The sequence below is a fragment of the Sphingomonas sp. BL-S-28 genome (assembly GCF_055521515.1).
Genome location: NZ_CM145484.1, coordinates 3,690,697 through 3,710,483, shown reverse-complemented (window position 1 = coordinate 3,710,483; position 19,787 = coordinate 3,690,697). Strand labels below are relative to the sequence as shown.

The 19,787-nt window shown below is 66.4% G+C and carries 16 protein-coding genes; 9 read left to right on the top strand and 7 right to left on the bottom strand.

Features of this window, described 5'->3' with window-relative positions:
- Positions 1-80: 80 nt before the first annotated feature.
- Both ACZ1JC_RS25975 and mdoH read left to right on the top strand, forming a co-directional pair.
- Positions 81-1,664, top strand: a complete 1,584-nt coding sequence (locus ACZ1JC_RS25975; RefSeq protein ID WP_465137418.1) for an OpgD/OpgG family glucan biosynthesis protein — start codon at positions 81-83, stop codon at positions 1,662-1,664.
- The gene (gene mdoH, locus ACZ1JC_RS25970) at positions 1,661-3,481 is read left to right on the top strand and encodes a glucans biosynthesis glucosyltransferase MdoH (RefSeq protein WP_465137419.1); all 1,821 of its coding nucleotides are present in this window, start codon (positions 1,661-1,663) and stop codon (positions 3,479-3,481) included. Before ACZ1JC_RS25975 ends, mdoH begins: the two co-directional genes overlap by 4 nt.
- Before the next feature lie 161 nt (positions 3,482-3,642).
- Here the strand turns inward: mdoH and ACZ1JC_RS25965 are convergent, their stop codons facing one another.
- Positions 3,643-4,530 (bottom strand): LysR substrate-binding domain-containing protein, encoded by an 888-nt coding sequence (locus ACZ1JC_RS25965; protein ID WP_465137420.1) that lies wholly within the window; start codon positions 4,528-4,530, stop codon positions 3,643-3,645.
- A gap of 96 nt (positions 4,531-4,626) precedes the next feature.
- Here ACZ1JC_RS25965 and ACZ1JC_RS25960 point away from each other — a divergent pair, with 96 nt between their 5' ends.
- Genes ACZ1JC_RS25960 through ACZ1JC_RS25950 form a run of 3 tightly spaced genes read left to right on the top strand, consistent with a single transcriptional unit; the run spans position 4,627 to position 6,982 of the window.
- A complete protein-coding gene (locus ACZ1JC_RS25960) occupies positions 4,627-5,739 on the top strand; it encodes an S-(hydroxymethyl)glutathione dehydrogenase/class III alcohol dehydrogenase (RefSeq protein ID WP_465137421.1) in 1,113 nt (370 codons plus the stop codon).
- Positions 5,739-6,572, top strand: a complete 834-nt coding sequence (fghA, locus tag ACZ1JC_RS25955; protein ID WP_465137422.1) for an S-formylglutathione hydrolase — start codon at positions 5,739-5,741, stop codon at positions 6,570-6,572. Before ACZ1JC_RS25960 ends, fghA begins: the two co-directional genes overlap by 1 nt.
- Positions 6,569-6,982 (top strand): ketosteroid isomerase-related protein, encoded by a 414-nt coding sequence (locus ACZ1JC_RS25950; RefSeq protein WP_465137423.1) that lies wholly within the window; start codon positions 6,569-6,571, stop codon positions 6,980-6,982. The genes fghA and ACZ1JC_RS25950 overlap by 4 nt, the downstream gene beginning before the upstream one ends.
- 139 nt (positions 6,983-7,121) lie before the next feature.
- Here the strand turns inward: ACZ1JC_RS25950 and ACZ1JC_RS25945 are convergent, their stop codons facing one another.
- The 4 genes from ACZ1JC_RS25945 to ACZ1JC_RS25930 are packed head-to-tail and all read right to left on the bottom strand — an operon-like array spanning position 7,122 to position 13,005.
- Positions 7,122-8,660 carry a DcaP family trimeric outer membrane transporter gene (locus ACZ1JC_RS25945; RefSeq protein ID WP_465137424.1) on the bottom strand — a complete coding sequence of 513 codons (1,539 nt, stop codon included), beginning with the start codon at positions 8,658-8,660 and terminating at the stop codon, positions 7,122-7,124.
- Positions 8,661-8,675: 15 nt separating this feature from the next.
- On the bottom strand, positions 8,676-9,164 hold the full coding sequence (locus ACZ1JC_RS25940; RefSeq protein ID WP_159827998.1) for a GNAT family N-acetyltransferase: 489 nt from the start codon (positions 9,162-9,164) through the stop codon (positions 8,676-8,678).
- Between the two features lie 15 nt (positions 9,165-9,179).
- Entirely contained in the window at positions 9,180-10,691 is a 1,512-nt protein-coding gene (gene adiC, locus ACZ1JC_RS25935; protein WP_465137425.1) for an arginine/agmatine antiporter, read from the bottom strand.
- 13 nt (positions 10,692-10,704) lie between these two features.
- Positions 10,705-13,005, bottom strand: coding sequence for an Orn/Lys/Arg family decarboxylase (locus ACZ1JC_RS25930; protein WP_465137426.1), 2,301 nt, complete (start codon positions 13,003-13,005; stop codon positions 10,705-10,707).
- A gap of 535 nt (positions 13,006-13,540) precedes the next feature.
- Between ACZ1JC_RS25930 and ACZ1JC_RS25925 the strand changes: the two genes are divergently transcribed.
- From ACZ1JC_RS25925 to ACZ1JC_RS25910, 4 genes are read left to right on the top strand one after another with little or no spacing between them, the layout of a single operon-like run.
- Entirely contained in the window at positions 13,541-14,902 is a 1,362-nt protein-coding gene (locus ACZ1JC_RS25925; RefSeq protein ID WP_465137427.1) for a TolC family protein, read from the top strand.
- Complete coding sequence (locus tag ACZ1JC_RS25920) at positions 14,899-15,912, top strand: HlyD family secretion protein (protein ID WP_465137428.1); 1,014 nt, start codon at positions 14,899-14,901, stop codon at positions 15,910-15,912. Before ACZ1JC_RS25925 ends, ACZ1JC_RS25920 begins: the two co-directional genes overlap by 4 nt.
- Positions 15,912-17,042 (top strand): ABC transporter permease, encoded by a 1,131-nt coding sequence (locus tag ACZ1JC_RS25915; RefSeq protein WP_465137429.1) that lies wholly within the window; start codon positions 15,912-15,914, stop codon positions 17,040-17,042. The genes ACZ1JC_RS25920 and ACZ1JC_RS25915 overlap by 1 nt, the downstream gene beginning before the upstream one ends.
- Positions 17,039-18,139, top strand: coding sequence for an ABC transporter permease (locus ACZ1JC_RS25910; protein ID WP_465137430.1), 1,101 nt, complete (start codon positions 17,039-17,041; stop codon positions 18,137-18,139). Before ACZ1JC_RS25915 ends, ACZ1JC_RS25910 begins: the two co-directional genes overlap by 4 nt.
- 1 nt (position 18,140) lies before the next feature.
- Here the strand turns inward: ACZ1JC_RS25910 and ACZ1JC_RS25905 are convergent, their stop codons facing one another.
- Positions 18,141-19,016, bottom strand: coding sequence for an amidohydrolase family protein (locus ACZ1JC_RS25905; protein WP_465137431.1), 876 nt, complete (start codon positions 19,014-19,016; stop codon positions 18,141-18,143).
- Positions 19,009-19,683: a 4-carboxy-4-hydroxy-2-oxoadipate aldolase/oxaloacetate decarboxylase gene (ligK, locus tag ACZ1JC_RS25900; RefSeq protein ID WP_465137432.1), complete on the bottom strand. Its 675-nt coding sequence runs from the start codon at positions 19,681-19,683 to the stop codon at positions 19,009-19,011. The genes ACZ1JC_RS25905 and ligK overlap by 8 nt, the downstream gene beginning before the upstream one ends.
- Positions 19,684-19,787 lie beyond the last annotated feature (104 nt).

The following is a 19,787-nucleotide window of genomic DNA, read 5'->3' as shown; positions in this document are numbered from 1 at the left end:
ATGGAAGAAGGACCCTTACGACGCACTGCAGCGCAACTTTGCGATCGCCGGTGCGTATAGAGCCCATGACACGAAGCAACATGAGGGAAACGGGCCCGCAGACGGGCAACCCGGTCGCTGCCGAGCGCGGCTCCGCACTAGGCCGACGTGAATTTTCGGCCATGCTGGCCTCGATAGCTGGGATTTTCGCGATTCCGCGTCTGGCGGAAGCTGCGGTGGCAGCGGGCCGCGCCCCCAATCTCGGGCCGAATTTCGGACCTTCGCAGCCATTTTCGTGGGATAATCTGGTCAACAATGCCCAGAGTGCGGCGGCGCGTCCGTGGGCGGCACCGGCGGCCTCTGCCCATGCCGCGGCAGACTTCGACACCGCAGTGAAGCTGACTTACGGCAACGCGCAGTCGCTGGCCGGCGATGTGCGCCTGTTCCCCACCAGCCGCGGCGTCGCGCCGCAGGCCGTGAAGATCCACCTCGTGGAAAATGGAGCAGCCCGCCAGCTGATCGACACGCGGGGTTTCTTCGTCGGCAACAACCGCGCCGATCCGGCGGGTTTTCGCGTGATGACGGCCGACCAGCATTCGGACTGGCTGGCGTTCCTGGGGGCGTCCTACTTCCGCGCGTCCGGCTCGCGCGATCAATACGGGCTTTCGGCGCGCGGTGTCTCGATCGACACGGCCATGCCCAAGGCAGAGGAATTCCCTGCCTTCACAGAGTTCTGGATAGAGAAGCTGGGGCCGGAACGGGTGCGCATCCACGCCGCCCTTGATGGGCCTAGCGTGACCGGCGCCTATGCGTTCGACTGCACGCACGGTGTTTCAGGCGGCAAGCAGGCCGTCACCCAGGACGTGCGCGCCAGCCTGTTCTTGCGCCGCGATGTCGAGCGGCTGGGCCTGGCGCCGATCACCAGCATGTTCTGGTACGACCAGTCCGACCCCGCCAAGCGCGGTGACTGGCGCCCGGAAATCCACGATTCCGACGGTCTTGCCATCCACGCCGGCAATGGTGAGCGGATGTGGGTGCCGCTGAGCAACCCGCATCTCACCCGCACCAACGCCATGCGGGCGGACGGTGTGAAGGGCTTCGGCCTGTTGCAGCGCGATCAGCGCTTCGATCACTATCAGGACGACGGCGCGTTCTACGACCGTCGCCCCTCGCTCTGGGTGGAGCCGCAGGGGGATTGGGGCAAGGGCGCGGTCGTGCTCTATCAGATGACCACCAATACCGAGACGGTCGACAATATCGCGGCCTTCTGGCTCTCTGACGAGGCGGCCAAGGCCGGGCAGCGGCGCGATCTGGCCTACAAGCTGACCTGGACGTCCGACGATCCCAGCCAGACCGCATCGGCCCGCTGCGTCGATTCGTGGCAGGGTGCGGCGGGCAAGCCGGGGGACAGCAATGTCCCGAAGGACGCGCGCAAATTCGTGTTCGATTTCGAAGGCCCCGCGCTGAAGGGGCTGACCCGCGACAGCGGCGTTACCGCCGTGACCGGGCTGCCGGCCGCTGCCGTAGTGGCATCGGCCGCCTATCCGGTGGTGGGCGCGGAAAACCGCTGGCGCGTCACGCTGGACTTGCGCCCGTCGGCCATGCCGTCTCCCGAAGTCAGGGTCTACCTGTCTCGCGGGGGACAGGCGCTTAGCGAGACCGTGATTCAGGGAGTGCAGGCATGAACCGCAAGCTGACCCCGCTTCCGCCGGAAGCGCCGCTGGCGATGCCGGTGCAGGACCTCTATGGCATCGCGCCGGGCTCCATCGCCGTGCGCACCAGCCCCCACGGGATGCAAGTGAAGCGCCTGCTGCTGCTGGTCGTTACCGCCGTGATCGCGCTGGCCGCGTCGAGCGAGGTGCGCTTCGCATTGTCCCGCGATGGACTGAGCGTGCTGGACGTGGTGCTGCTGCTGTTCTTCGTGCCGCTGTTCGCGTGGATCTCGTTCGGCTTCGTCACTTCGGCAATCGGATTCCTGCAGCTGATCACCGGCAAGCATCCCGGCTTTACCGCCGTGCCCAGCCCGGCCTCGTCGCTGCGCCATCGCACTGCGGTGCTGATGCCGGTCTACAATGAGAGCGTGGAAGCCACCTTCGGCCGCGTGCGCGCCATGGCCGCATCCATCGCCGCTTCGGGCGGCGCCGAGTGGATCGACTTCTTCGTACTCAGCGATTCCAACGCCTTCCACGGCAAGCGCGAGGAAGCGGCATGGCGCGAAGTGGCCGCCGAAGCGCCGATCAACGTCTATTACCGCCGCCGCGAAAAGAACATCGCGCGCAAGCCCGGCAACATTGCCGAATGGGTGCAGCGCTTCGGCGCGGCTTACGAGAACATGCTGATCCTTGACGCCGACTCGCTGATGAGCGGCGATGCGATCATCGGCATGGCGGCAATCATGGAGGAACGTCCCTCCATCGGCCTGCTCCAGACCGTGCCGATGATCATCAATGCGCAGACGCTGTTCCAGCGCTGGATGCGCTTCGCCAGCGAGGCTTACGGGCCGATTGCTTCGGCTGGACTGCTCTGGTGGTCGGGCGCGGAAGCGAACTTCTGGGGCCACAACGCCATCGTGCGCACGCGTGCCTTTGCCGAATCCTGCGGTCTTCCCGAACTGCCGGGCAAGCCGCCGTTCGGCGGGCATATCCTCAGCCACGACATGTTCGAATCCGCGCTGCTGCGCCGCCGGGGCTGGGCCGTCCACATGGTGATGATCGACGGCAGCTATGAGGAATTTCCGCCCACCATCGTCGATCACGCGATCCGCGACCGGCGCTGGATGCAGGGCAATCTCCAGCACTTGCGCCTGCTCGATGCATCGGGCCTGCACTGGACCAGCCGCCTGCATTTGCTGATCGGCGCTTCGGCCTATCTGACCTCGCCGGGCTGGCTGCTGCTGCTGATCACCGCGATCGCGCAGGCCGCCATGGCACGGGGCGGACAGGGCTTCGTGGGGGCGACCCCGCCAAGTGTTTTGGGGCTTACGGTGCTGCTGCTGTTCGGCCCCAAGGCGATGGGGACGCTCTGGGTGCTGGCCGACCAGACCCGCCGCCGCGCGTTCGGCGGCTGGGGCGGCGCGTTGCGTTCGGTCGCGCTGGAGGTGCCGCTGGCCATCCTGCTGGCGCCGGTGACCATGGTCATGCAGGTGAAGGCGCTGTTCGGGCTGGCGCTGGGCATTCCCGTGCACTGGAACACGCAGGACCGCGACGCCCGGCGCATTGGCGTGCGGGAGGTTCTGCCGGACCTGAAGGAACACATCGCGCTGGGTCTGGCCTTTGCGGCGACGGTGTTCATCGATCCGATGACGGCGCTGTGGCTTTCGCCGCTGACGCTGGGCCTGCTCGCCTCGCCCTGGCTGATCAGCCTGACCTCGCGCGCGACCGTGGGCTCGCAGGCGGAAGCGGGCGGGTTCTTCACCGTGCCCGCGCCGACGATCGTTGCCGCAGACGAGCAGCGTCTGCTTAACGACGACGAGGCCGACGACGCTCCGCTGGCGATTGGGTGAGCCGGGACTTTTCGCGCTCAAACGGCGATCCAATCAAACTCGTCGCCCCCGCGAAGGCGGGGGTCCCGCTGCCTTCTCGCCTAGCCGCGAAGAACAAGCGGGATCCCCGCCTTCGCGGGGATGACGGGGGTGGTTTGGGTAAGCGTTGGTTTAGTGCGCGGTCATGCACTCGCCTCCGCCAGCCGCGCGGGCAGGTTGGCGCGCAGATGCGCCACTAGCGCGCCGACTTTGGGTGAGAGATGCCGGCGCTGCGGATAGACCGCCCAGATCGGCTCCTCCTCCGGCGCCAGTTCCGCCAGCACCGGCTCCAGCCGCCCCGCAGCGACATGATCGCCAAGGTAGAAGGCGGGCAACTGGCATAGGCCCATGCCTGCCAGCGCCGCTTCCAGCAGGGCATTGCCGCTGTTGCAGCGCCAGCGGCCTTGCGGGCGGAAGGTCTTGCCCCCGGTGAAATGCCACTGCGCCGCCGAACCGACGAGGCATTCGTGGTGCCGAAGGTCTGCCAGATCCTGCGGCCGCCCATGCGCATCGAGGTAGGCGGGCGAGGCCAGCGTCACCAGTGCGCGGCTCGCCACGCGCGTCGCCACCAGCCGAGAATCGTCGAGATGTCCGGTGCGGATGGCCAGATCGTACCCCGCCGCGATCAGGTCCACGAGCGCGTTGTCGAGGTCCAGCGTCACCGAAATCGCCGGATAGGCCTGCGACAGTTCGCGCACCAGCGGCGCCACGAACTTCTCGCCGAGCGCGTAGGAACAGGTAACGCGGAGGTGCCCGCGCGGCTCGCCCTGGGAGGTGATGGCGGCAATCGCCTCGTCCCGCTCCTCGATCAGGCGGCGGCAGGTTTCGAGGAAGATCTGGCCCGTTTCCGTCAGCCGCAGGGTGCGTGTCGTGCGCAGCATCAGCTGGACTTGCAGCCGCGTTTCCAGCCGCGCCAGCGCCCGGCTCATATGCGTGACGCTGGCGCCATAGGCCTCTGCCGCCAAGGTGAAGCTGCCGTGGCGCGCCACCATCACGAACTCCTCGATCCCGTCCCACTGGCCGAGCATCATTTTCCCCATATGGTGATAATACTTTTCAGAACGGGCGCTTTATCACAGAACTCGCCGGTCCTACAAAGCGCGCCAGCAGTTCAAGGAGCATACCCCATGAAGACCCGCGCCGCCGTTGCCTTCGAGGCGAAGAAGCCGCTCGAAATCGTCGAACTCGATCTTGAAGGCCCCAAGGCGGGCGAAGTCCTGGTTGAGATCATGGCCACCGGCATCTGCCACACCGATGCCTACACGCTGGACGGTCTGGACAGCGAAGGTATCTTCCCCTCCGTGCTCGGCCACGAAGGCGCCGGTATCGTGCGCGAAGTGGGCGCGGGCGTCACCTCGGTGGTGCCGGGTGACCACGTGATCCCGCTCTACACCCCGGAATGCCGCCAGTGTAAGTCGTGCCTTTCGGGCAAGACCAACCTCTGCACCGCGATCCGCGCCACGCAGGGCAAGGGCCTGATGCCGGACGGCACCACGCGCTTTTCCTACAAGGGCCAGCCGATCTACCACTACATGGGCTGCTCGACTTTCTCGAACTTCACTGTGTTGCCCGAGATCGCCGTCGCCAAGATCCGTGAAGACGCGCCGTTCCAGTCCTCTTGCTACATCGGTTGCGGCGTCACCACCGGCGTCGGCGCGGTCATCAACACCGCCAAGGTGCAGGTGGGCGACAATGTGGTGGTCTTCGGCCTTGGCGGCATCGGCCTCAACGTGATCCAGGGCGCCCGCCTTGCCGGTGCCAACAAGATCATCGGCGTGGACATCAACCCGGACCGTGAGGAATGGGGCCGCCGCTTCGGCATGACCGACTTCCTCAACACCAAGGGCATGAGCCGCGAGGACATCGTGGCGAAGATCGTGCTGATGACTGACGGCGGCGCGGACTATACTTTCGACGCCACCGGCAATACCGAAGTGATGCGCACCGCTCTGGAAGCCTGCCATCGCGGCTGGGGCACCTCGATCATCATCGGCGTGGCCGAAGCGGGCAAGACCATCGAGACGCGCCCGTTCCAGCTCGTGACGGGCCGCAACTGGCGCGGCACCGCGTTCGGCGGCGCCAAGGGCCGTACCGACGTGCCGAAGATCGTGGACATGTACATGACCGGCAAGATCGAGATCGATCCGATGATCACCCACGTCATGGGTCTGGAAGAGATCAACACCGCGTTCGACCTGATGCACGAAGGCAAGTCGATCCGTTCGGTCGTCGTCTACTGATGGAGACGGTCTCCACCAACCGGGCTTTCGGCGGGGTGCAGGGTGTCTACACCCACGCCTCCGCCGAGACCGGCACACCGATGACCTTTTCGGTCTTCGTCCCAGAGCATGCTGTGGGCGCGAAGCTGCCGGTGCTGTGGTATCTCTCGGGCCTCACCTGCACCCACGCCAACGTCACCGAAAAGGGTGAGTTCCGCCGCGCCTGCGCCGAGCATGGCGTGATCTTCGTGGCGCCGGATACAAGCCCACGCGGCGACGATGTGCCGGACGACGAAGGCTATGACTTCGGCAAGGGCGCGGGCTTCTACGTCGATGCGACGGAGGAACCGTGGAGCGCGAACTTCCGCATGCGCTCCTACATCGAGACCGAGCTTCCCGCCGTGATCGCCGAGCACTTCCCCGCCGACATGGCGCGGCAGGGCATCACCGGCCACTCGATGGGCGGCCACGGCGCGCTGACGATCGCGTTGCGCGATCCCAGCCGGTTCCGCTCGGTGAGCGCCTTTGCGCCGATCGTTTCGCCGCTGAACTGCCCCTGGGGCGAGAAGGCGCTGACGGGCTATATCGGCGCGGACCGCGCCGCATGGCGCGAGTACGACGCCTGCGCGCTGATCGAGGACGGCGCCCGCCTGCCGGATCTGCTGGTGGATCAGGGGACGGCCGATGGCTTCCTCGAAGGCCAGCTGAAGACGCATCTGCTGGAAGAGGCTTGCGCCAGGGCCGGCCAACCTGCGACGATCCGGATGCAGGAGGGCTATGACCACTCCTACTACTTCATCTCCAGCTTCATGGCGGACCATGTGGGCTGGCATGCGGAGAGGCTGAAGGCATGAGCGCACACGACAGCATCGCCCTGATCGCGAACTACTACGACGCGTTCAACCGCCACGATATGGAGGCGATGCTGGCGTTGTTGGCGGAGAATGTCGTTCATGAACCCAGTCAGGGCCAGCCGCGCCACGGCAAGGCGGCCTTTGCCGCGTTTCTGGCGCATATGAACCGCTGCTATCGCGAGCATGTGCACGAGCCGGTCGTGCTGGCCACGCCGGATGGTTCGCATGCCTCGGCCGAGTTCCGGCTGACCGGCGAATATATCGAGACGGACGATGGATTGCCGGCGGCTTCGGGGCAGGCTTATGCCTTGCGGGTGGGGGCGTTCTTCGATGTCGATCAGGGGCTGATCGCGCGGGTTTCGAACCACTACAACCTTGCCGACTGGATTGGGCAGGTGGAGCAGGGGTGAGTCCTGTAGATCCTCCCCCATCGGGGGAGGGGGACCGCCCGAAGGGTGGTGGAGGGGGCAGGCGCAACGCTGCCGAAAGCCCCCTCCGTCAGCGCTGCGCGCTGCCACCTCCCCCGAGGGGGGAGGATCTGGGCAATGCCTAACGCACGAAATCGTACTTGATCGAAGCTTGAATCCGGCTCGCATTTCGTGAGGAGCCGTCCTGCCGCTCCAGCCGACCCCACAGCCCTTCGACGCCTACCGAGAACGAGGTGGCCGGCGCCCAGATCACGTTCGCCGCGCCGTATTCACTGCTGGAGAAATCGTCCGCCGCCAGCAGCCCGCCATCGCGGATCCCCAAGGCGCCGAACACGAAGTTGGAGCGCACTTTGTCCGTCCAGTAATGGGTATAGGCGCCGAAGCCGCCGATGTGTTCGATCAGCCGCAGCGACCCGTCGGCGCGCAGCGCGGCGTCGAGGCCATAGCCGTTGATGTCGTTGACGTAGTGCGTCGCGCCTTTGCCCCAGGTGCCGCCCAGCGCGATCGAATCCTGCCCGAAAGTCGTGAGCGAGCCGGAGGCGGAAAGGGCGAAGCCGGTGGCATCCGCGCCGTTGCGCTCACCCTCGGCCGGGTCCGATGCGCGGTAGCCGATCCGGCGGACCACGCCGCCCAGTTGCAGGTGGCCCTTGGCATCCTCGTACCGGGCGACCAGCACCACATCGGGCATGGTTTCCGCCGTGCTCTGGTTGTCGGCCAGCGTCAGGTCGGAATCGGGCTGCTCCAGCGAGAACGTGAGGTGGGTGTTGGTGGCCACCTTGAACGACTGGCGCACCGATGCCGTGCGGAGGAACACCGCGCCGCCGGGGCCCCAGTTGTCGAGAGTATCGGGCAGGGCGTCCGCGTCGACCAGCGCCGAATAGCCGAAGCCGCCATACGTGTTGCCCACCTGCCCATAGGCATGGTTGAGGTGGAACTGATAGCTGGATCCGTCGCCGTAGAAGTCGTTTTCGACATAGAAACGCAGGTTGCCGAGTGCGGAGGGGCGGCGCACTTCGAGGCTGAAACGAGTGGCGCGGGCGCTGACGTCGGCGCGGTTGCGCCCGTGCGTGTCGAAGGGGATTTCGGGGACAGCGAACTCGTCCCGGTCGCCGCCGGCGGTCCTGGGGTCGTAGATCAGGTCCACTTTGGCGAAGCCGCCGATGCGCACGGCGGTTTCGGTGCCGGGGATCGGGATGAAGCCCTTGAGGTCGGGGTCGTTCGGCGGGCTCTGGTTGTTGGGGCGCGAGGCGCCGGTAATGCGATCGCCAATAGTGTCGCGGCCCGGCAGGGGGGAGGCAGTGACGCCAAGGTTGCTGGCGGCGCTGGCGACTTGCGCACTGTCGAGATGGGCCGGGGGCGCCGGCGGCGTTTCGAGCGGGGCGGCGGGCGTGCGGCCGGAGGCGGTGATCGTGCCGGGGGCGGCGGCAGCGGCAGCCGGTGCGGCGACTACTGCCGGGGCAGCTTGCGTCGGGGACGTGCCCGTTTGCTTCATCGCCACAATCTCGGCCTTCAGCGCTTCTACCGTGGCCCTGAGGTCGGCCACTTCGCCGCGCAGTGCGGCGACGTCCTGCGCGTTATCCTGCGCCTTTGCGGGCAGGGCGGCGGTCGCAGAGACTGCCGCGCAGGCCAGAGCAAGGCTCCGGCCGGAAGAGTGGATCATGCATAACCCCCTTCATCAGACAGGGCGCACGAGCATCCTCGCTTCGGGGCCGTAGCCCTTGGCCGGATCGAGCAGCCCGTCGCCGAGCAGGCCGAAGCCCTGCTTTTCCCAGAAGCCGTGGGCGTCCCCAACGGCGATCAGCACCACGCGCGAAAGCCCGCGCGCCTTGGCCTCGTCCACCGCGATCCGTACGGCCTCGCCTGCGAAACCGCGCCCGCGCGTGGAGGCGCCGAGGGCAAGGTCGTGCAGGAAATAGCAGTCGAACGGTTCGGCAAGGCCGGTCATCGGCGTGTCTATCACCGGCGGCCGGTCCTGCCGGCCGGGGTGGGAGACGAGGTAGCCGGCGACCTTTCCGTCATCCCCTTCCAGCACGTGGCAGCCGGAAGGGTAATGCCGGAAGCAGGCGGCGAAGACTTGCGCGTTCTCGGGGTAGTCGAGGTGGACGATGTCCGCCACGTCCGCCACATGAGCCACGTCGTCTTCGCGCATTTCCCGCCAGTGCATCGTCTTGCCGTTCCCTTAGTTCGCGCCAGACGGCGCCATCTGCTGCGCGGTCTCCCCCGCCTCTGCCGGCGCCTGTTCGCGCGAGCGGAGGTCGAGATCGCTGTGCCGGCCGACCGATAGCCAGAACATCACGACCAGGGCAACGACGGTCACCCCCAGCGCGAGGTAGCGCACCCAGACCGGGGCCACGCCGCCGGGGTGGATGTGCTTCTCCTCAAGATCGCGTTTGCGGGTGATGGAGGCGGAATAGAACACGATGGTGGCGATCACGAAGATCAGCGACCAGCGTGTCTGTTCGCCATCCGAACCGACCAGCGCGATCATGCAGTAGACCGCACCGGCAAGGCCCGCCGCCACGAAAAAGGTGTACTGGCCGTGCGGCATCTTGCCGTAGCCCAGCACCTTAATCGCGATGCAGGAGTAGATGTAGGGCAGCAGCGTCATGATGACGGCGATCGAGGCGATCTTGCCGAACTGTTGGCTGGCCGTGGGCGACATCGTGGCGAGCACTTGCACGCTCATGATGACAGCCACGATCACGAGGCCGAGCGAGGGCACGCCGCGCTTGTTCACTTTGGCGAAGATGCCGGGGAACAGCCCGTCGTCCGCCGCCGCCTTGGCCGACTGGCCGACCAGCAGCGTCCAGCCCGCCAGCGAGCCGAGGCAGCCCACCGCCGCGCAGAGCGCCACGGTGCTGCCTGCAAAGTCGCCCAATGCAAGCCGCGCCGCGTCCGCAAAGGGTGCGGAGGAGGCGATCAGTTCCTTGTTGGGGATCATGCCCATGATTACCGAGGAACTGAGCACATAGGCCACCGAAGCTAGCACCACGCCGCCCACCGTGGCGATCGGCACGTTGCGAGAGGGATTGGCGACGACACCGGCCGAGACCGAGGCGCTCTCCACCCCGATGAAGGCCCAGAGCGTGAAAGTCAGCGTGGCCATCACCGCGTTCGGGCTGGACTGGCCCGAGACGTTCCATGCGGAAGAGAAGATCTCCGGCTTGAACCAGAACCAGCCGAACAGCGCCATGCCGAAGATCGGCACGAGGGCGAACACCGTGGTGAAGCTCTGCAACCGCCCGACGACCTTGGGGCCGAGGATGTTGGCGTAAGCGAAGAACCAGATGATCGCGATCGACCCGAAGGCCATGACGATCGGGATCTTCAGCGCCGGGAAGAAGTGCGAGAGATAGCCCAGCCCCGCGACCGCCAGCGCCACGTTGCCGACCACGTTGGCCAGCCAGTAGATCAGGTTGGTCTGGTATCCCATGTAGTCGCCATAGGCCTTGCGGGCGTAGGCATAGGGCCCGCCCGCCGCCGGATCGATGGCGGACAGTTTGGCGAAGACCAGCGCCAAAGCCACCGCGCCCACCACGGTCAGAAGCCAGCCGATCAGCGCGATGGAGCCGATGGCCGAAAGGTTGGCGGGCAGCATGAACACGCCCGATCCCATCATGTTGCCCGCCACCATCAGGGTGGCGGGAACGAGTCCGATCTTGCCGCTGTCGTCGGCCGCTGCTGTTGCCATCACCGGTCTCCCCTTACGACTTCTTGGCCGAGTTCTTGACCACCAGGACGTTGTAGACGCCGTCCTCCGCCTCCACGCCGTGGGTATCGTGGCCGAACCCGGGGAAGCGCAGGTCGAAATGCTCCAGCGCGCGCAAGTAACCGATCAGCGCGCCCTTGGCGGGACCGGCGTTTTCGCCCGGCATCAGCAGCGGAATGCCCGGCGGATAGGGCACGATGCCGGTGGCCAGCGTGCGCCCGGCCAGGCCGTCCAGCGTTACCTTCTCGATATTGCCGCGCACCAGTTCCTCGTAGGCGGAAACCGGGCTCATGTCCGGCGTGGGCAGGATGCCGAAGGCTTCGGACATGGTGGCGGTGGTTTTCAGGTCGCCCATTGCCGCGAACATCAGGTCCGCCAGTTCGCGCAGGCCCATTCCGGAATAACGCTCCGGATAGTCGGCCACGAGCGAGGGGATCGTGCGTTCCAGCGAGACGTTGGCGTCGTAGTCCTGGCGGAAGTCCAGCAGGGCGTTGACCAGCGTGCCCCACTTGCCCTTGGTCACGCCCAGCGAGAACAGGAACAGCACGGTGAAGTCCGTGGTCTTCTCCACCACGATCCCCCGCGCGCCGAGGTAGGCGGTCAGGATGCTGGCCGGAATGCCGACCGCGCGCAGCGAACCATCCGGGTCCATGCCGGGCGTCAGCACCGAAACCTTGATCGGATCGAGCATGCAATAGCCCGGCTCGATATCGCCGAAGCCGTGCCAGTCGGCATTGGGAACGAGCTGCCAGCAGGCGGGATCGGTGGCCAGATGCTCCGGATCGCATTCGTGGAACGGCACCGTGCGGCCGCGCGCGTCATGCACTTCGTCGGGCTGCCAGATGTCGAAGAACCAGGCGTTATCGTCCGCGCTTTCGGCATTGAGGCGGGCGATCATCTGGCGGAAAGCCACCGCCTCGCGGATCGAGACATCGGTGAGATGCTCGCCGGAGGAGTCCATCATCGCCGCCGACACATCGTTGGAAGCGATGATCGGATAGCAGGGCGAGGTGGAGGCATGCATCATGAACGCCTCGTTGAAGCGGGCATGATCGATCGGATTTCGGCCGTCGCGCACATGGATCATCGAGGCTTGCGAGAGTGCCGCTAGCAGCTTGTGCGTCGATTGCGTGGCAAAGACCGATGGCTTCGACTTGTCGCGCGTTTCCGGATCGCCGTGCATGCCGAAGCGTTCGCGGTAGATCGGGTTGAAGCGGGCATAGCCGTACCACGCCTCGTCGAAATGCAGGCGGTCCACCGTGTCGCCCAGCAGTTCCTCGACCCGGGCGACGTTGTAGCAGAGGCCGTCGTAAGTCGAATTGGTGATCACCGCGTGGACGGGCTTGGCCCCTTCGGGCGCCAGCGGATTGTCCGCCACCAGCAGGCGCAGATGCGCGGGCGTCAGATGCTCGGGCGGGATCGGGCCGATGATGCCCAGCGCATTGCGCTTAGGCATCAGGTAGCACGGGATCGCGCCGGAAAGCGTCATCGCGTGCTCCACCGACTTGTGGCAGTTGCGGTCGCACAGCGCCACCTGATCGCGGGTGACGGATGCCATCAGGATCACGCGGTTCGATGTCGAGGAACCGTTGGTGACGTAATAGGTGCGGTCCGCCCCGAAGACGCCCGCCGCATAGCGTTCGCCCGCGCCGATCGGGCCGGAGTGGTCGAGCAGCGAGCCAAGATCGCCGACCGAGATCGACAGGTCCGACCGGAACAGACTTTCCCCGAAGAATTCGAAGAACGCACGGCCCGCGGGAGAGGTGAGGAAGGCAGTGCCGCCGGTATGGCCGGGGGTGTGCCAGGAATATTCGTAAGTCTGCGCGAACTTCACCAGCGCGCCGAACATCGGCGGCAGCACGGTGGAGCGATAGCGCTCGATCGCGGCGCGGATGCGGCCGCCGATGAAATCGGTGGTGTCTTCCAGCAGCCAGACGAAGTCGTCCGCCTTGGTCATCGCGTCCACCGGGATTACCGATGCGGCGGAGCGGTCGGCCAGCAGGAAGATCGGCACATCGGCATTGAATTCGCGCATGGCGTCCAGCACGCGGTGCGCCTCCGCATGGTTTTCGTCGGTGCCCAGGTCCCAGTCGAGCAGCAGGCACTGGATCGAAGGATCGGTGGAGACGACGGCCACCGCATCCTCCACATGGTCCGAGACGATCACCTCGATCTCGCGGCGGTCCAGTTCCTCCACCAGCGCGGTCAGCGCGCGGCCGGGGGCGGAAACATCCTCGAAATCCTCGCGCACCAGCAGCGCGCGCATGGCCAGCCTCAGGCTCGAACGTGATACCATTGGATTGGGCTCCTCAATCTTGCGATCCGGGCCTTCGGGAATGATGAGGGCGAGCGATTACGATGCACGGACACGATAATACGCGCTCGACACCCACCGGATCGAAGAATTTAAACAGTATTGTGTGAAAACGTCATCGTGCATTCGCCAAGTAGCGATTGCCTATTGAAGTCCATCTGTTCGGAGACGTGTCAAAGTCGGGCACCTCCATGCAGTCGCGATACTTCGCGATTCGGTTCCCCCAACCACGCCCGGAACATTGAACGAAATGTCTTTCGGTTCAAGGGGAAATGTGCAAACCATTGCCCAGCACATTCTCCGGTGGAACAGGATGGTCGCCTCGGGAATTCGTAATCGAACCGTCATTGTTGGGGCAGGACTACTTTCGCTTCTGGCGATGAACCCTTCCGAACTACATGCGCAGGACGCGGATGGAGCGGGGGCTGTTGGGCAGGATGCTTCGGTTAATTCTGATCCCAATTCTACCAATGCTGCTGCACTCAGTTTCGATGCGGCGCGGCGGCGGCTCGATCAGGTGTCCTCTGCGCTTGGCGCGGCGTCGGACGATGTGAAGGCGGCCGAATCCATGGCCCATTCGCTGAAGGCGCTGAACCGGCCGCTGGTCTCCACCTCGGTATCGGTGATCACCTATCAGAAGACGCTGTCGGTCGACCTCACCGGCCAGAAGGACAGCTTCAGCAATTCGGCCAACGAGTTCCTGAGCGGCCTGCCCGGCCAGTTTCCGGCAGAGTTCGCCGGCATCGTCGAACAAGTGACGGGGCGGGTCAGTCAGGCCTTGCCGGGGCTGCTCTCCGCGATCCCGGACGAACTGGACTATACCGCGCGGCAGACGGTGATCCGCCCGAACGTGACGGCGGTGATGCCGCTCTATTCGGGCGGGGCGATCCCGGCGATCCAGCACGGCGCGGAGGCTGGGGCCGAACTGGCCCGCGCCAAGCAGGCGGGCGCGCAGGACCTTTCCCAAGTGCGGCTGGTGCAGGCCTATTTCGGCCAGCAACTGGCCGCCGCGCTGCTGACTTCCGCCACGCAGACGCGCGATGCCTTCGACAAGCATCTGTCGAACGCGCAGGCGCTGTTCCGCGAAGGGGTGATCCCGCGATCGCGCGTGCTGGAAGTGCAGGTGGCGCGCGATGCCGCCCAGCGCTCGGTCGAACGCGCGACGATGGAGCAGGCGAATGCGGCGGACACGCTGGCCCGCTTGCTCGACGCGACTGGCGGCGTGCAGCCGACGACGCCGCTTTTCGTGAACCGCAATCCGCTTGAACCGCTGCAGGGCTTCCTCGCCAGCGCCACTTCCGAAGGCCAGCCGCAGATGCGCGTGGCCGCCGCGGCCGAGCATCTGGCCGATTCCGGCGTGGACCTTGCCAAGTCGCGGATGCGGCCGCAGGCCTATGCTTTCGGGTCGTACAACTTCAACCGCAGCGATGCGATCCCGATCGACCCGGACTGGATCGCGGGGGTGGGCGTGCGTTTCACCCTGCTGTCCAACATCGACCGCAAGGACACGCTGGACGCCGCCCGTGCCCGCCAGCGCTCCGCCGCGCAATCGGCGGACGATACCAAGAAGACCATCGAGATCGAGACCAGCCGCGCCTGGAACCTGGTCGAGACCGCGCGGCGATCGTTCCTGCTGCTGGACAGCAACATCGCGGCGGCCGAGGAGAACCTGCGCGTCCACGAAGTGGGCTTTCGCGAGGGCGAGGATACCGCCAGCCAGTTGATCGACGCACGCACGGCGCTGTCCGTCGCGCAGACGCAGCGGATTGCCACGGCTTACGAATATGTGATGGCGCTCAGTGCCTTGCTGGTCGCCAGCAATCGCGGCACCGACTTTCCCGCCTATGTCCTCCGCCCCGACAGGATAACCGCTCCATGACCGAAGACGCTGGCGAGCTGGCGCGCACATCGCCCGTGAAGAGCCGCCTGCTGGTCGGCGGGCTGGTGCTGCTGGGCGTGGTGCTGGCGCTGGGCCTCTGGGTCGCGGCGAGGCCCGCGCCGGAACAGTTGCAGGGTATGGTCGATGCGGACGAAGTGAACGTCGCCACCAAGGCGCTGGCGCGGGTGGATACACTGCTGGCGGAAGAGGGCGATCCGATCCGCAAGGGCACCATGATGGCTACGCTCTCCAGCCCGGAGATCGACGGCGGCAGGCAGCAGGCCGAAGGCGCGCTGAAAGGGGCGGAGGCGGTGCGCGATCTGGCCGATAATGGCCTGCGCAAGGAAGACGTCGCCTCGCTGAAGGCGGTATGGCAGGCGGCGCAGGCGGGCGCGGATCTGGCCGCCGTTACCGCGCGGCGGGCGGACAGCCTCTATGCTGAAGGCGTGATCGCCGCCCAGCGCCGGGACGAGGCCCATGCCGCGCGCGATGCCAGCGCCAGGCAGGCCGAAGCGGCCAAGCTGCAATACGTGAAGGCCCAGTCCGGCGCGCGGGTGGAGGAAAAGGCCGCCGCCGCCGCGCAAGTGCAGGTGGCGCAGGGCGGCGTTTCCATTGCCGATGCCCTGACCACCGAAAAGCGCCTTGTCGCCCCCATCGACGGCGAAGTGACGCGCAAGCTGGCCGAACCGGGCGAGATCGTCGGCCCCGCCGTGCCGGTGTTCCAGATCATCGATGTGGCCCACCCATGGGTCTCGCTGAACTTGCGCGAAGACCAGTTCCACGGCCTCGCCAAGGGCAAGGTGATGAAGGGCACGGTGCCGGCGCTGGGTGGCAAGACCGCCTCTTTCCGGGTCAGCTACATCAGCCCGCAAGGCGATTTCGCCACATGGCGGGCGACGCGGCAAAGTTCCGGTTTCGACGTGCGTAGTTTCGAAATCCGCCTGCGCCCCACTACGCCGGTGGAGGGGCTGCGACCGGGCATGAGCGTGCTGTTCGACTGGCCTCAATAATGGCCTTCATGGCTGCCCTGCGGCGTGAACTGGCGCATCTGGCGCGCGACCGTTGGGATCTCGGCATGCTCACGCTGTTCCCGGCCTGCGCGATCACGATAGTCGCCGCGATGTTGATCGCCGCCGTGCCGCGCGGGCTGCCGGTGGCAGTGCTGGACCAGAGCAACGGCAGCGTCAGCCGCGCGATCGTGCGCGCCGTGTCCGCCTCGCCCGCCGTGACCATCGCCGCGCGCCCCACTTCGATGGCGGAGGCGGAAAGGCTGGCGCGCGCCGGGCAGGTCTGGGCGATTCTGGCGATCCCCGAGGGCGTCGATAAAGGCCTTACCCGCGTTGATACGCCGGCGATCCAGATCTTCTACAACGCCTCCTTCCTCACCATCGGCGGCAGCGCGGAATCTGCGCTCCAATCGGCTGTGAGCGCGGTGCTGGCGGAAAAGGGGCTGGACGCCTTGCGCGCGCGCGGGCTTCCGGCGATCCGCATCACGCCGCCCGCCGTGCAGGCGACCGTGCTGTTCAACCCGCAGACCAGCTTCGAATGGTACTTGCAGGCGCTGATCCAGCCCGCCGTGCTGCACCTTCTGACCGCCTGCGTGGTGGTGATGGCGATGGGGCGGGAGCTTCAGGGCAAGTCGCTCATCACATGGAAGCGGGAAACGGGGGGAGGACTTGCGGCGTTGCTGGGCAAGCTGATGCCCTACCTCACCGCGCTGACGTTCTGGGGGGCGGTCTGGCTGATCTGGCTCTGCGGCGTGCGCGGGTGGACGATGAACGGCAGCCTGCTGCTGACCCTCTTCGCGCAAGCCCTGCTGTTCGCAGGCACGGCGGCGATCTCGCTGCTGCTGGTGATCGGCGTGCGCAAGGCCAGTTTCGCCTTCTCCGCCAGCGCGCTCTATGCCGGATCGGCGCTCGCCTATTCGGGGGGCACGCTGCCGCTGGACGGCGGCTCCGGTTTTGCCCGCAACTGGAGTGCGGCGCTGCCCTTCACGCACTACCTGCGGTTGCAGATGGACCAGTTCCTCGGCGCGCCGCTCTCGGTCGCGCTGCCGCAACTGGGTGTGCTGTCGCTCTATCTCGTGGTGCCGTTGGCGCTGGTCCTGCTGCTGCTTCGGCGGCCGGAGGCGACGGCATGACCTTCTGGCAGGGTTTCCTCGGCGTCTTTCGCGAGGTGATTTCCACTTTCGCGCTGGCCTCGATCATCGTGCTCGCGGTGGTGCTCTACGGCTTCTACTACCCCGCGCCCTATGCGCACCAGACCGCCACGCAATTGCCCGTCGTGCTGGTGGATGAGGAGAATTCCACGCTCACCCGGGCGCTGGCGCGCAAGCTGTCCGACACCCGCGAAGTCCGCATCGTTGCGGAGGTCCAGTCCACCGACGAGGCGGAGCGCATGGTGCGACACCGTGAGGCGGATGGCATCCTGATCGTCTCGAAAGGCTTTACCCGCAGCCTGCTGACCGGCGCGCCCGGCGGCGGCATCGGCATATTCGTCAACGGCACCTACCTGATCCGCGCGCGCGATATCGGCAGCGGCGTGCAGGCGGCGATCATGGCGGTGGCGATGGAGCAGCTGGGCCCCGTGGCGCAGGGCCTGCACTTGCGCGCGCCGGTGGAAGTGGTGGAGCGCCCGCTGTTCAACACGCGAGAGGGCTATGCCGATTACGTGTTCCCGGCCGTGGCGGCGATCATCCTGCAGCAGACGCTGCTGTTCGGCACCGCCATGCTCGCCGCCGACCGCCGCAAACGGGGGGAGGGGCAGTGGTCCGCGCCGGCCTTCCTAGGCACATGGAGCGCGCTGGCGCTGATCGGCTGCTTCGGCGCGACGTTCTACTTCGGCTGGATCTTCTGGTTTCAAGACGTGCCGAGGGCGGGCAATCTTGCCGGACTTGCACTGGCCGTGCCGCTGTTCGCTTTCGCGGTGACAGGGCTGGGCCTGATGCTGGGCAGCGTGTTCGACAGTGCCGAGCGCGCGCTTCAGGTGTTGATCCCCACTTCGATCGTGCTGTTCTTTCTGGCGGGGGCGGCGTGGCCGTTGACTTCGATGCCGCGCTGGGTCTCGGCGCTGGCGCATCTGTCGCCCGCGACATGCGGTGCGCAGGCTTTCGTGCGGCTCAACGAGATGGGTGCGCCCTTGCGCGATGTCGCGGGGTATCTTGCCGGACTTGCGGCTTTGGCCGCGATCTACGGCGCGATCGCCGCGCGGCGCTTGTGTGCGCCGCGCGGCGAATAGCTCAGAGTTCTTCCGGCCAGTAAAGGCGCATCGGGTTGGTCACGAGCAGCTTGCGCTGAAGCTCCGCCGTGGGCGCGATGCGGGGGATCATGTCGACGAGGTGGCCGTCGTCGGGGATGTTGTCCTGCATGTTCGGGTGCGGCCAGTCGGTGCCCCAGATCACGCGGTCCTGATAGTCCGCCACCAGCGGCGCGACTGCTTCGCCGAACTTGTCCCACGGGTCATTCGTCGGGTCGAGGCGGTCCGGGCAGGTGGCCTTGAACCAGATGTCGTCCCGGCTGTCGAGCAGGCTGCGGAACGCCTTCATGTCCGCGCCGTCGGGCCCCTGCGTCACGTCCGGGCGGCCCATGTGGTCGATCACGACCGGCACCGGGATCGCGGCGATGAAGGCACGCATTTCCTCAAGGATATCCGCTTCGAAATAGATCACCACGTGCCAGCCTTCGGGCAGGCGGCTGGCGACTTCGAGGAACTTGTCCTTCGGCGCATCGTCGACAAGGCGCTTCAGGAAGTTGAAGCGGATGCCGCGAATGCCGCCTTCATGCAGCTTGGCAAGCTCGGCGTCCGAGATCGCCGGATCGACTACGGCCACACCGCGGGCCTTGCCGTTCGACTTGGCGATGGCGTCCAGTGTCGCCGCATTGTCGGTGCCGTGGCAGCTGGCCTGCACGATCACATTGCGGGCAAAACCCAGATGATCGCGCAGCGCGAACAGCATGTCCGGACCGGCGTCTTCGGGCAGGTACTTCGCCTTGGCGCTGAACGGGAACTCAGCCATCGGGCCGAAGACGTGGCAATGCGCGTCTACCGCGCCGGCGGGCGGCGTGTAGAGCGGCTTGCTGGGGCTGGCGTGCCAGGACGTGATCCGGTCAGACATACTTCAGACCTTCCTTCTCCAGGCGCTCCCGCATCTTGTACATGTCGAGCCCGAGCACGCCGGCGGCCAGCTTCTCGCGCTTTTCGCCTTCGTTGGCTTCGCGGGCCTGCGCTGCGGCCAGCACTTCGGCAGCCTTTTCGCGCGGCACCACCACCACGCCGTCATCGTCGGCCACGATCACGTCGCCCGGGCGCACCGCGGCATTGGCGCAGACCACCGGCACGTTGACCGAACCGATGGTGTTTTTGACGGTGCCCTGCGCGCAGACGGCCTTGGACCAGACGGGGAATTCCATCTCTGTCAGGTCGCGCACGTCGCGCACGCCGGCATCGATGATGAGGCCGCGGCAACCGCGGGCGATGGCGCTGGTGGCCAGCAGGTCGCCGAAGTAGCCGTCCTCGCACGGGCTGGTGGGGGCGAGCAGCAGCACGTCGCCTTCCTTCAGCTGTTCGATGGCGACATGGACCATCCAGTTGTCACCCGGAGGCGAGCTGATGGTCACGGCCGAGCCGGCGATGCGGGCGCCGGCATAGATCGGGCGCATGTAGCTGGCGAGAAGGCCGGTGCGGCCCTGTGCTTCGTGGACGGTGGCGACGCCGCACTTGGCGAGGCCGTCGATCACTGCGGGATCGGCGCGTTCGATGTTCTGGACGACGATGCCACTCATGATCTGCTCTCCTTCGATCTTTGGGTTCCGGCGCAGGTTTGATGGGCCGGGTAGGGCGATGCTGTCTTGGGCTTCCGCCCATTCAAGGGGAAAGAGAAACTTTG

Excerpts from the sequence above, each read along its gene's own strand:
- ligK (WP_465137432.1), bottom strand. The coding sequence starts at position 19,683 with ATGAGTGGCATCGTCGTCCAGAACATCGAACGCGCCGATCCCGCAGTG.
- ACZ1JC_RS25975 (WP_465137418.1), top strand. The coding sequence starts at position 81 with ATGAGGGAAACGGGCCCGCAGACGGGCAACCCGGTCGCTGCCGAGCGC.
- ACZ1JC_RS25960 (WP_465137421.1), top strand. The coding sequence starts at position 4,627 with ATGAAGACCCGCGCCGCCGTTGCCTTCGAGGCGAAGAAGCCGCTCGAA.
- ACZ1JC_RS25910 (WP_465137430.1), top strand. The coding sequence starts at position 17,039 with ATGACCTTCTGGCAGGGTTTCCTCGGCGTCTTTCGCGAGGTGATTTCC.
- ACZ1JC_RS25950 (WP_465137423.1), top strand. The coding sequence starts at position 6,569 with ATGAGCGCACACGACAGCATCGCCCTGATCGCGAACTACTACGACGCG.
- ACZ1JC_RS25945 (WP_465137424.1), bottom strand. The coding sequence starts at position 8,660 with ATGATCCACTCTTCCGGCCGGAGCCTTGCTCTGGCCTGCGCGGCAGTC.
- ACZ1JC_RS25915 (WP_465137429.1), top strand. The coding sequence starts at position 15,912 with ATGGCCTTCATGGCTGCCCTGCGGCGTGAACTGGCGCATCTGGCGCGC.
- ACZ1JC_RS25940 (WP_159827998.1), bottom strand. The coding sequence starts at position 9,164 with ATGCACTGGCGGGAAATGCGCGAAGACGACGTGGCTCATGTGGCGGAC.
- mdoH (WP_465137419.1), top strand. The coding sequence starts at position 1,661 with ATGAACCGCAAGCTGACCCCGCTTCCGCCGGAAGCGCCGCTGGCGATG.
- ACZ1JC_RS25905 (WP_465137431.1), bottom strand. The coding sequence starts at position 19,016 with ATGTCTGACCGGATCACGTCCTGGCACGCCAGCCCCAGCAAGCCGCTC.
- ACZ1JC_RS25930 (WP_465137426.1), bottom strand. The coding sequence starts at position 13,005 with ATGGTATCACGTTCGAGCCTGAGGCTGGCCATGCGCGCGCTGCTGGTG.
- ACZ1JC_RS25920 (WP_465137428.1), top strand. The coding sequence starts at position 14,899 with ATGACCGAAGACGCTGGCGAGCTGGCGCGCACATCGCCCGTGAAGAGC.
- ACZ1JC_RS25965 (WP_465137420.1), bottom strand. The coding sequence starts at position 4,530 with ATGATGCTCGGCCAGTGGGACGGGATCGAGGAGTTCGTGATGGTGGCG.
- adiC (WP_465137425.1), bottom strand. The coding sequence starts at position 10,691 with ATGGCAACAGCAGCGGCCGACGACAGCGGCAAGATCGGACTCGTTCCC.
- fghA (WP_465137422.1), top strand. The coding sequence starts at position 5,739 with ATGGAGACGGTCTCCACCAACCGGGCTTTCGGCGGGGTGCAGGGTGTC.